Consider the following 6,701-nt stretch of genomic DNA (forward strand, 5'->3'; position numbering starts at 1 on the left):
TATATTACTTCCTGAGATATTGCCCCCGACATTTACGCTAGTATTATCACAGGTAAACATCATTGTTACTTGATCGGCAACTTATAGTATATGCTCCTAAATCTGATGCAATAATAAAAGCGGTTTTCTTCGGTGCAAAAGTAATAGTATTAGTGCCTGTTACCGCTTTTTGTAACCATACATCATCATCGCATTTATGACTACCGCCATTAATCGGTGCTTGTACAAGTGCAGCATTAGTGTATTCCGCTGAAGAGTTGCTGCTGCTCCCTTTGAAGTTCTCTGAAACGATTTTTGTTTTGTAATGAAATTTTGTTGTTGCTCTTGGCACTTTAACACCGCCGACCGTGGCTGACGGAATGTCTAAACTTCTACTGTTATAACCGGTAAATACCGCTGATTTACCAGCATCAATAGTAATATCTTTAGCATAGGTATTCCCTTTTACCGTGCCTTTATTACTACTGAACTAGTTTAAGGTTTAAATTCTCACTGCCTAAATCATCGGTCAAACCATTATTAGCGTTAAATATTGCCGTACCTTGATTATTAGTCTTGGTTGTTATACTCGAGTAAAAATCTTCGCTATCGATTGTGATTTTACTGTCTACACCGTTGAACTGAACAGTTTTAAGGTGATTTGAGTCTGTAAACCTACCGAACCACTACCGCTAGCTCCAATTGTTAAATCATTTGATATTGCAAGAGTATGGATTTTATTACCTGTGGTCGTAATTGATTCATTTATTATACTTGTATTACTAAGGCTTAAAGTTGCAGACTGAGCAGTAGTAAATGAAATCGAGCCTTGTTTTCACGGTACCTTGAATTGTAATATCACCCCCGTCTATTTGAACTATATCGACCATTCCTTTAGTACCTATATACTACCGGAATAAGTAATAGCAGTAAATTCATCACAAATCACCATGCTCTATCCTCAGGATTTAAAAGCAAAAGGAGAAAAGCTTGATCCTTCAGAAATATCTAAACTATTCGTTGTTCCCTTAAATTTTATGTCGCCACCATTTATTAATATTACATATCCTGCATTAATACCTCCGGTACAATTTAATACATCACCGCTAATAGTTATATCACCCACTTTTGAAGTACTGCTACCTATAGCTCCACTAACGCTGCTTGGACCGGTAAACATTAAATCCACAGCTTTACCACCTGTGATGTTAATACCACTGGTTAAATCAGTTGCTTGAGTAAACACTTATTACCCGTGCCAGTTCCTTGGATTTCAGCAATTGACATATTACCGCCGGCGTTAATCGTAACGGTGCTGTTGTCAACACCCACTTTTAACATTGCAAGGTTCGTAATTGTATTTGTTGAGTTTCCATTACCGTCAACTGTACCTATTAGTACCGTTAGTACCTCCGGTACTTGTTATATTACCGGTAATAGCTGATGTTATATTATTTGCTATATCACTAGCAAATATTGCTACGGTACCGACATTATTTTGGAAATTCATATTACCGTCAATCTTTACAGCCCCAAGCTCGCTATTAATAGGACCGGAAGGAGTGGAGAAAAAAATTTGATCCAAACTTTGATCCTATAGCAACTTTTGCAACGGATACGTCGATATTTGGGGTATTAAGAGCAGTTATTACCAGTGTTCTGTGCCCTGTAAGTTGTACTTTACTCACCAGATTTGCTTTTGTTCCGATAGCATACTTATTAGCCATACCATCTATTGTTAACTTGGTATTAGCATTTTTTGCATTTATCTCAACTACACCGATATTTGGAACAACTGGCTCTATATTACCTGTTAACTCTATAGTACTGTTTTTGCCGCTAACTACGGTAGTCATTAACTTTAAAACAGATGCGGGATTCACGAATGTAACACCTGGTGCATCTAATGGAAAATCACCGTTTAATGCATCAAGGGCATAAACGGCTGGTCCAGCATTAACCTCACCGATATTAATTTTGGCAATCTTAGCCGAGGTAAGTGATGCATCGGCAAAAACCCCGCCAGCAGTAATATTAAACACTGCAGTATTACTCATATCAAGTCCATTTGTACCTAACATAGCATTAGTACCAACAACGCCGACATTACCACTAACATTTATAACATCAAGGGGGGTTTGCCTTTGTGCCAAGAGTTTCATTACCCAAATTACCCTGCAAAATTAACACATTGTTATTAGGTATAGTACTAGAAGTACTACTTAAATTGACACTACCGCCTCCACCGGCAAACCCATCGACACTATTCATAAAGGTAACTTGTTGATTTTTACTAGTAGTTAAACCAAATACGGATTTAATATTATTCAAATTAATATCACTTCCTAGCGTTCAAGCCTTGTTAGATACATCTATCGTAAATGCCACGATTGCATTTCTCTGCCCGATATTAATTGTGTTTACCATACCTATACTTGAATCAGTAGCCGTTAAAGTAGTACCGGTAGTATAAACGTTTAATGTTCCTGTGTTCCCGTTTTTGATTTGGCTGTTAAGTAAATAACCTGCAGGATTTGCTCCCGAAAACTCTAAAACACCGCCATTGGTAAAATCCACGTTACCGCTTTTTGTAAGCGAGTCTTGTAAATTCGCCACAGCATTGTTACTAAGTGTTAAAGAAGTAGCGGATACACTTTTTTGCAAGATAACCGTTTTATTACCTGCTGCATTAACAGTAATTGCTCCAATATTATTTATGACTCCGGTAACGTTACCGCCTCCTAAAAATACTAAATTACTGTTAGTTGCTGCACTACTTGTCACTGCTGCTAAAGTACCGATATCATTAACGTTAACCGTACCTGCAGCCCCTTTAAAATCAGTCTGTCCTGTAATAACTGTTGTGTCAATAGTTCTGGCCCCGCAAAAAGTTGCATTACCGGTAATATTGCCTGTATATGTTCCTGTTCCGACAGTAACATTACCCGTAGTATTTGTTGTAAGTTGGCCTGCTCCGACCGCAGCATTACGCGTACCTACTCCTAAAACATTAACAATGCCGTTAACACCTCCGCTACTTGTTACTGCCGCTAAATTACCGCCCGCAGCAAGGTTTATTGTACCGGCATTATTGCCTTGAACATTTTATAATATATTAACCGGATTTGTAGCTCCTACATTACCGATAACCATACTATTACCGACAAAATTTAATATATTCACACCTCCTCCTAATTTATTATCTATATTACCACCGGTAGTCCCACCAACATTCTTACCATCAGCGATTGTTACTTGTACGGCCGTACCATTAAAATCTATATCAGAAATTACATCTTGCTGAAATCGTACTAACGAGTTCTGCGTAAATTGTACTAATCCTCCCGCGCCAGTATCCAATCCACACCATACGGCGTGTCTACTCCTTACTGGTGTTCCCTATATGAATAGTTTGGGCAAAGATGGTTCCTGTAATTGTAGCTGGAGTGTGATTTAGAGGAGCTCCTATCCCATCGGTTAAAAATTTGTTAAGCCTTATTGTTCCTCCTGTTTCGTTACCACTACCTGCATTAAGTGCAATTTCTCGGCTACTGGAAGCCACTTGTACTCTTAACTGACACCATCTACATCATTTGCTGAAACTAGGTTGAAGCTAGCCACAAATTCTGCAGCATTTGGCGATTCATTACTTACGTCATAAGTAGCATTTTGGCCGCCGAACTTGATACTATGTCTATAGGTTGTATATCCATAACTTCATTAACGTAAAGACCTGAGGCTGGTGAAGTATCAGTAGCAAAATTAAGTAACTTATTATTTGCAATATTAAAAGTTTTTGCCTTAATCCAACTGGGATGTTTAAATTGAAAGTCAGTGTCAATCTGTAATGTAAGATCTGCCTGGCCTTGAACAGAAGTTACTATACTACCTGGACCTGAGATAAAGGCGATTCTATTATCACCAGTAGGAGGAAAAAGTAGATGTAGCCTGAAAAATCAAAGTACTAGCTAAATCGTTAAAATTAAAGCTGTTAAAATAGTAAGTATTCCCTGGTGCTTCTCCTGGTCCTGGAGCAACAGGAGGAACCACTGCAAGCACTTGTGCATTTGTAACTGGCGTACCTGTTAAAGTGATGTTTATAGCGTTAGGGACATCTACAACACGCCCGACATTTTCTTTAGTAAGATCAATAGGTATAACCGGTCCAAAATATGTTATTTGGCACAGTCATTGTTGCATTATTAAAGGTATCTAAATATATAGCAGGAATTGCTGGCACATCTACAGTAAAATTATTTACTTCGCCAAGGGTTACAAATGAACCTGGTACATATGCTCTTCCGCCAAAAGCACTACCATCAGCTACTGAGCCCCCCCTACTGTTACGATTCGGTTAGCAGTACCAAGGGGGCACTAACTAGTACTAGTAAGCATCAATGCCGCAATTGATGTAAACATGTTTTTTTTATTAAATTTTTTATTATGATTTTGTTATATACATAATATATTACTTTTAATTGAAAAACATTAATTAATACTAAAAATATCTATAAAAAATACTTATAAATAAGGTATTTTCTATATAGAGAGTAATTTATGATTACTTTTTCTTGTTTAAAATAAATTAAACTTTATTTACTTTTTATAGAAATTCGGTAAATCGAATATAAAACTTAAGAAATACAAGGGTAAAACCTATCTATTTTAGCTTCTTAGTGAAAACCGCAAAACTTTATTAATTTTTGTACCTCTTATGTCATTCCTGCGAAAGCAGGAATCCAGTAATCTTTAATTTCATCCCGCAACTTGATTGCGGGATCTCAGGACACAGTCTGTTATACAAGATCGGGTCAAATCACAGTATAACAGCAAAAAAGACTGGATTCCCGCTTCCACGGGTATGAACATAAGGGCCATACAACAAAGCCGCAGGACTAATACAATGACGCTTAGAACCTAACAAAACCACTTTTTCTAGGTAAAATCTATAAATTTTTACATAAACAAATTGATTTGCTACGAATAATAGAGTATATAATATAGATATAATTAATTATCGGGGCGTAGCGCAGCCTGGTAGCGCATCTGGTTTGGGACCAGAGGGTCGGGAGTTCGAATCTCTCCGCCCCGACCATAAAAACATAAATTATAATGTCAAAAGACGACCTCATTCAGTTTACAGGTACAGTACTTGAACTTTTACCTAATGCTACTTTCAGAGTAAAGCTTGAGAATGATCATGTAATTGTTGCTCATACTTCCGGTAGGATGCGTAAAAATCGTATCAGAATATTACTAGGAGATAAGGTTATGGTAGAAATGACTCCTTATGATTTAACTAAGGGGCGTGTGATTCATCGTCACTAGTCTTTATAAGTATGAAGCAGAACAGAAAAAACCTACCGATTATATTAGCATCAAGCTCTCCTGCAAGAATTGAGTTACTAAACAGAATCAAAATTATCCCTTCACAAATTATTCCGGCAGATATAGGCGAAACACCTAATTTGCGTGAATTACCCGCTCCCTTAGCCATAAGACTTGCTTACGAAAAAGCTATAAAAATTGCATCTCAAATAGAGGCATCAGCTATAATTATAGCTGCCGATACTGTAGCGGCAGTAGGTAGAAGAATATTGCCGAAAGCTACTACTTATGAAGAAGTCAAGAATTGTATTAAGATGTTATCCGGACGTCGTCACCGTGTCTATACCGGTTTATGTATTATCAAAAAAGAGAATGATCAGCTTACAGTTAGACAAAAAATAGTTCAGACTATTGTTAAGTTCAAAAAATTAAGTGATGAAGAGATTAATTTTTATTGTGCTTTGGATGAGGGAATAGATAAAGCCGGCGGATGTAAAATTTCCGGTTATGCAGAAGCTTTTATCTCATTTATTTCCGGCTCATATTCAAATGTTATGGGATTACCTTTATTTGAAACAGTAAATGCTCTAACTTCTTTAGGTTTTAGATGTTCAAGTATCATGCCTGCAAAAATGAATTATTGTCATTCCTCGACTTGATCGCGGAATCTAGTTAAAAATACTAAAATTATTAATATAATAATTTGTTTTTCTAGACCTCGTTGTCAAGCCACGGGGTGGCATTAAATGTTTTTGGATTCCTGCAATCCACGCACATAAATTACCTAGCTACTTAATTCCCAGGCTCATCCAAATGACTTCTCTCATAATTTTCATGACGCTCTTGAGCTTCAATACATAATGCAGCAATAGGTCGTGCTTCTAATCTTTTTATACCTATTGGGTCGCCTGTTTCTTCACAGTAACCATATTCCCCATTTTTAATACGTGATAATGCTTCTTCTATTTTACTCATTAATTTACAATATCTATTTCTACTACGAAGCTCAAAAGCTCTTTCTGTTTCATGAGTAGCACAATCGTTAAGATCGGATTCTTTTAAATTTGCTTCCTTTAAATGATTTAAAGTCTCTTGAGATTCCTTTAATAAATCCTCTTTCCATATTAAAAGTTTTTGTCTAAAATATTCTAGGTGATTAGGACACATATATTCTTCATCTTGAGAAGGTTTATATCCCATAGGTAATTTAGGTGTTTCTAGCATATTAATATCTCATATTAACTTTAATATATTATGTTTATAAGATTTTTAAAAGTGTTTCTAGCATATTAATATCTCATATTAACTTTAATATATTATGTTTATAAGATTTTTAAAAGTGTTTCTAGCATATTAATATTTCAATATTAACTTTAATATATTATGTTTATAAG

12 protein-coding genes and 1 tRNA gene are annotated in these 6,701 nt (G+C 36.2%); 4 read left to right on the top strand and 9 right to left on the bottom strand.

Annotation, left to right across the window (positions count from 1 at the left end; translation table 11 throughout):
• Nucleotides 1-46 precede the first annotated feature (46 nt).
• The 6 genes from BG75_RS06575 to BG75_RS06595 form a co-directional block, all read right to left on the bottom strand.
• Nucleotides 47-331, bottom strand: a complete 285-nt coding sequence (locus BG75_RS06575; RefSeq protein WP_062811846.1) for a hypothetical protein — start codon at nt 329-331, stop codon at nt 47-49.
• 609 nt (nt 332-940) lie between these two features.
• Nucleotides 941-1,225: a hypothetical protein gene (locus tag BG75_RS06580; RefSeq protein ID WP_062811847.1), complete on the bottom strand. Its 285-nt coding sequence runs from the start codon at nt 1,223-1,225 to the stop codon at nt 941-943.
• Nucleotides 1,226-1,360: 135 nt separating this feature from the next.
• Nucleotides 1,361-1,564 carry a hypothetical protein gene (locus BG75_RS10275; protein ID WP_156468988.1) on the bottom strand — a complete coding sequence of 68 codons (204 nt, stop codon included), beginning with the start codon at nt 1,562-1,564 and terminating at the stop codon, nt 1,361-1,363.
• Nucleotides 1,524-2,141: a hypothetical protein gene (locus tag BG75_RS06590; RefSeq protein WP_252903710.1), complete on the bottom strand. Its 618-nt coding sequence runs from the start codon at nt 2,139-2,141 to the stop codon at nt 1,524-1,526. Before BG75_RS06590 ends, BG75_RS10275 begins: the two co-directional genes overlap by 41 nt.
• Nucleotides 2,107-2,310, bottom strand: coding sequence for a hypothetical protein (locus BG75_RS10280; protein ID WP_252903711.1), 204 nt, complete (start codon nt 2,308-2,310; stop codon nt 2,107-2,109). The genes BG75_RS06590 and BG75_RS10280 overlap by 35 nt, the downstream gene beginning before the upstream one ends.
• Nucleotides 2,311-2,331: 21 nt before the next feature.
• Nucleotides 2,332-2,763: a hypothetical protein gene (locus BG75_RS06595; protein ID WP_062811848.1), complete on the bottom strand. Its 432-nt coding sequence runs from the start codon at nt 2,761-2,763 to the stop codon at nt 2,332-2,334.
• Between the two features lie 79 nt (nt 2,764-2,842).
• Between BG75_RS06595 and BG75_RS06600 the strand changes: the two genes are divergently transcribed.
• Entirely contained in the window at nt 2,843-3,079 is a 237-nt protein-coding gene (locus BG75_RS06600) for a hypothetical protein (RefSeq protein ID WP_062811849.1), read from the top strand.
• A gap of 5 nt (nt 3,080-3,084) precedes the next feature.
• Here the strand turns inward: BG75_RS06600 and BG75_RS06605 are convergent, their stop codons facing one another.
• Together BG75_RS06605 and BG75_RS10285 are read right to left on the bottom strand one after the other, a co-directional pair.
• Entirely contained in the window at nt 3,085-3,339 is a 255-nt protein-coding gene (locus BG75_RS06605; RefSeq protein ID WP_062811850.1) for a hypothetical protein, read from the bottom strand.
• Nucleotides 3,340-3,358: 19 nt separating this feature from the next.
• A complete protein-coding gene (locus tag BG75_RS10285) occupies nt 3,359-3,541 on the bottom strand; it encodes a hypothetical protein (RefSeq protein WP_252903712.1) in 183 nt (60 codons plus the stop codon).
• Nucleotides 3,542-4,997: 1,456 nt separating this feature from the next.
• Between BG75_RS10285 and BG75_RS06620 the strand changes: the two genes are divergently transcribed.
• From BG75_RS06620 to BG75_RS06630, 3 genes are all read left to right on the top strand, one after another.
• Nucleotides 4,998-5,074 (top strand) — tRNA-Pro (locus BG75_RS06620).
• A 17-nt stretch (nt 5,075-5,091) separates the two neighbouring features.
• Complete coding sequence (gene infA / locus BG75_RS06625) at nt 5,092-5,307, top strand: translation initiation factor IF-1 (RefSeq protein ID WP_062811852.1); 216 nt, start codon at nt 5,092-5,094, stop codon at nt 5,305-5,307.
• A gap of 11 nt (nt 5,308-5,318) precedes the next feature.
• Nucleotides 5,319-5,966, top strand: a complete 648-nt coding sequence (locus BG75_RS06630; protein ID WP_062811853.1) for a Maf family protein — start codon at nt 5,319-5,321, stop codon at nt 5,964-5,966.
• 133 nt (nt 5,967-6,099) lie between these two features.
• Here BG75_RS06630 and dksA read toward each other — a convergent pair whose 3' ends face one another.
• Entirely contained in the window at nt 6,100-6,531 is a 432-nt protein-coding gene (gene dksA / locus BG75_RS06635) for an RNA polymerase-binding protein DksA (RefSeq protein WP_062811854.1), read from the bottom strand.
• Nucleotides 6,532-6,701 lie beyond the last annotated feature (170 nt).

Source organism: Rickettsia endosymbiont of Proechinophthirus fluctus (genome assembly GCF_001602635.1).
Taxonomy (GTDB): domain Bacteria; phylum Pseudomonadota; class Alphaproteobacteria; order Rickettsiales; family Rickettsiaceae; genus Rickettsia; species Rickettsia rickettsii.

What these genes read in the sequence shown, in the direction of transcription:
- BG75_RS06590 (WP_252903710.1), bottom strand. Translation starts at nt 2,141, where the DNA reads ATGAAACTCTTGGCACAAAGGCAAACCCCCCTTGATGTTATAAATGTT.
- infA (WP_062811852.1), top strand. Translation starts at nt 5,092, where the DNA reads ATGTCAAAAGACGACCTCATTCAGTTTACAGGTACAGTACTTGAACTT.
- BG75_RS06630 (WP_062811853.1), top strand. Translation starts at nt 5,319, where the DNA reads ATGAAGCAGAACAGAAAAAACCTACCGATTATATTAGCATCAAGCTCT.
- dksA (WP_062811854.1), bottom strand. Translation starts at nt 6,531, where the DNA reads ATGCTAGAAACACCTAAATTACCTATGGGATATAAACCTTCTCAAGAT.